This is a genomic window from Serinicoccus chungangensis (assembly GCF_001483745.1).
In the GTDB taxonomy this organism is placed as follows: Bacteria; Actinomycetota; Actinomycetes; order Actinomycetales; family Dermatophilaceae; genus Ornithinicoccus; species Ornithinicoccus chungangensis_A.
Map to the genome: position 1 here is coordinate 1 of NZ_LQBL01000014.1, position 3,017 is coordinate 3,017.

General features: G+C 66.7%; 3 protein-coding genes. 1 reads left to right on the plus strand and 2 read right to left on the minus strand.

Annotated features, from left to right (window positions below; all coding sequences use genetic code 11):
* Window positions 1–300: 300 nt before the first annotated feature.
* Complete coding sequence (locus tag AVL62_RS05590) at window positions 301–798, minus strand: DUF6933 domain-containing protein (protein ID WP_058890681.1); 498 nt, start codon at window positions 796–798, stop codon at window positions 301–303.
* A 53-nt stretch (window positions 799–851) separates the two neighbouring features.
* Here AVL62_RS05590 and AVL62_RS05595 point away from each other — a divergent pair, with 53 nt between their 5' ends.
* Window positions 852–1,586, plus strand: coding sequence for a UPF0158 family protein (locus tag AVL62_RS05595; RefSeq protein WP_058890682.1), 735 nt, complete (start codon window positions 852–854; stop codon window positions 1,584–1,586).
* 191 nt (window positions 1,587–1,777) lie between these two features.
* Here the strand turns inward: AVL62_RS05595 and AVL62_RS05600 are convergent, their stop codons facing one another.
* A complete protein-coding gene (locus AVL62_RS05600) occupies window positions 1,778–2,548 on the minus strand; it encodes a HEAT repeat domain-containing protein (RefSeq protein ID WP_201023209.1) in 771 nt (256 codons plus the stop codon).
* Window positions 2,549–3,017: the final 469 nt, after the last annotated feature.

The window sequence follows — 3,017 nt, forward strand, 5'->3', positions numbered from 1 at the left end:
CACACGCCAAGTGTATTACAGACGACTACGCACGCAACTGCCGCAGTAAGGACGCTGACCGTCGGGTGCAGGCGCGGCCCCGGGACGCCCGCTACCTGGTCGTCAAGAAGATCAGCAGGACGACCAACGAGATCAAAATGGCGGTCAAGGAGTGACGGATGACGGCTCGATTGTGGTCCCGCTGTCGACTCATCGTCTCAGGATGGCATCACCAGCCGAGGTCGGGCAGCCCTGGCACCAGGGCCCGTCCGGCTCAAGGAAACACGCGGTACTGCCGCGGGTCGGCCGTAATGACCGGGCTCATGTGACGTTCTGCAGAAGGGCTGTTAGTTCGCGGTCCGGGCTGACGTGACGTGCGTAAAGAGGGCCGCACGGGACCGTGGCTAGTTTTAAGGAAAGGGCAAGCAGAGCGGGATCACGATCCGCGGCACGGTGCGCCTCCGCCAGGTAGGCGAACTCGTTCATCGACCCGGTCAGGCTGCGGCTGGCAGTGGTGGCCAGGGTGTGGTCGGCCGTCTCGGCGGCCTCCTGCTGCACGACGGTCTCTGGGACTTGGTGTGCCCGCAGGACCGCGGCCAGATGCTCGGGGAACCTGTCGAGCAGGGTCGCAGCGGGAGCCAACGGCATAAGCACTGGGAGCAGGGTCGTCTGACTGACCATGAGTGCGACCTGACGCGGCCGCCAGGGCAGGACCGTGGCGTACCAGTCGCCGAGCAGGCTCGTCGATTCCTGCTCCTCGACGGCGGTAACCGGGCCCAGGCGCTGCAGAAGCTTGCGGGTAGCGCGCACGATGACCATGGCTCCCATCCTGCCTGCACCGCTTCCACCGGCATCAGGGCCACAATGGCCGCATGTCGCTGAAGGAGTTCCGTGCCGCCCTGCGCGGAGCCGCGTACCGCGATGACGTGCCTGAGGTGATACGCCTTCTTGCGGAGCGCCCCTGGCCGGAGCAGGTGCTGCAGCTCATTGGTGACGCTCTCCTGGTCGCCGTCACCTCTGGATCCGCCGACGCCCATGACCTGGCAAGAACCTGTATCGCACGACTGCATGCGCGGGGGTGGGACGGCGATGCCGACCTGGCCGAGGCACTCGCGGCGCGGCTCGGCGACGGCCCCCAGCCACTGCTGAAGCCGGTCCGTGTCGACCTGGAGGAGCTCGGCAGCCTGCGCGAGGGCGATCCCATCCACGGAGGCGGGCGAGTCGACCTCGCCACTGGGCAGATCTGGCCCCAGACCCTGTACGAGGACTTCCACGCGGATGAGAGCGACGAAGAAGAGGAGGAAGAAGAAGACGAAGCAGCCGGCACAAGGTCGTTATGGGTCGATCCGGCTGGCTCGCGCTCGGACTATCGCGACATGGAACTCTTCATCGCAACTGTCGAGGATGAACACCTGGTCGAGCTGCTGTCTATGGCCCTCAGCGGGAAGGGTGCTTTCCGCCGGTTCAAGGACGCGATTGCACGCCACCCGGAGGCCGCCGATCGCTGGTACGCCTTGAGCGAAGACCGTGTCCGCGGCCGCGCCCGGGCATGGTTGACATCAGAGGGCTACACGCCACATCCCGGGCGAACTCCGTCACCGCGCTGACATCCCCATTTGCCGCATGGAGCGTGGCCGCACGCTACTGCCGCTCCGAGGCGACGACTCACATGAACTGTGCCGCATGGTGTTAACATCTGACGCTTCTTCGAGCGGCGGAACCGTCACGGCCGCATGCCCCTCGCCCGGCAGTCCTTGCGACGAGGCCGCCACGGCCGGCACCACGGACAAGCGGGAAGTCACAGGCTCAGCCGAGCGACCGTCCGGACCCGGGGGTCGTCACTGCTCAGGCTGACTTCTCGTAGCGCCTCGCGCGCCGCAGGGTAGTCGGTCAATTCGCGGAGGGCTAACGTGGCGGCCAGCCGGACATCGGGGTGGTCGTCGTGCAACGCGTCGGCTAGGGCGGGGGCAGCCTCATGTGCGCCAGGTGCCCCGATGAAGCAGAGCACGTCGGCTGCGTGAGCGCGCACGCTGGGATCCTCCGCCGTCCTCAGGGCCGTGCCGATGGTCGGCACAGCTGGCGCTCCAAATTGGGACAGCGCGGTGGTCATCGCATCGCGCGCCGTCTGGTCCGTGTCGCCGAGCCGGTCGACCAAGATTGGGATGACCGAGGGGTCCGCGATTCGGGCGAGTGCCCACCGTGCCTTGTCGGCGACCCGAGTGTCAACATCGTCGATGAACCCCGCCACCACGCGAACAGTGTTGGGATCAGACAGCTTGCTAAGAAGGTGTAGTGCTTGCAGACGGGTGTTGACGTCGCCAACGGAAAGCACGGACGAAGCTGCGTCTGCGGCTGCCTCAGGGGTCCGCGTCAGAACCCAGGTCAAGGTTTCCCGGACGAAAAAGTCTGGTTCTTGCCACAGCAGCTCGGCGATGCGAGGCGCCAGATGCGGGTCGGCTCGCTGACCCAATGCGACAGCTGCGTGTTGACGCATGTCCTTGTCCGGATGCACCAGGGCGGCGAGAGCGGCAGGAGGGTCGTCGGCAAAAGATTTACGTGGCTCGTTCACGTGCTCGACGCTAAGACCTCACGATGCGTGAGGGTCAACCCGCTGGTACTCCCACCCACCCTCTGCGCCGCTCAGGAGCGATCTGCGGGTGCTCAGGGAGCCCAGCTCTACGACAGGCACATGCCGCAACCGGTGGTTCGCCGTCACGCGCACTGTTCTGGTTCCCCTCTGTGTCAAGGCCCCGGTGCCGTCGCTTTCTAGGGTGCGCCGCCGCTGGTCGCCGTCAAGGTCGTTCGTCCGGTGGGACGCTGCACCTTGACGGCTCCGGCACGGCGACGCGGTGTGGCCGCTGCCGGGACCGGATGGGGCTGGTTGCGGGGGCCCGGCGGGGGTAGCGTCGGGTGTGCGGGTCCGGGAAGTGGCTGATCCGAAGTGCCGATGTGCGGGGGAAGGTCGGTCGCGCTGGATACCTCAGACGCCCCGCAGTGCCCTCCCGGACCCGCCTCGACGTCTGGGGTCTGAAGCGACA

Coding starts and splice junctions, on each gene's coding strand:
- AVL62_RS05590 (WP_058890681.1), bottom strand. CDS start 798: ATGGTCATCGTGCGCGCTACCCGCAAGCTTCTGCAGCGCCTGGGCCCG.
- AVL62_RS05595 (WP_058890682.1), top strand. CDS start 852: ATGTCGCTGAAGGAGTTCCGTGCCGCCCTGCGCGGAGCCGCGTACCGC.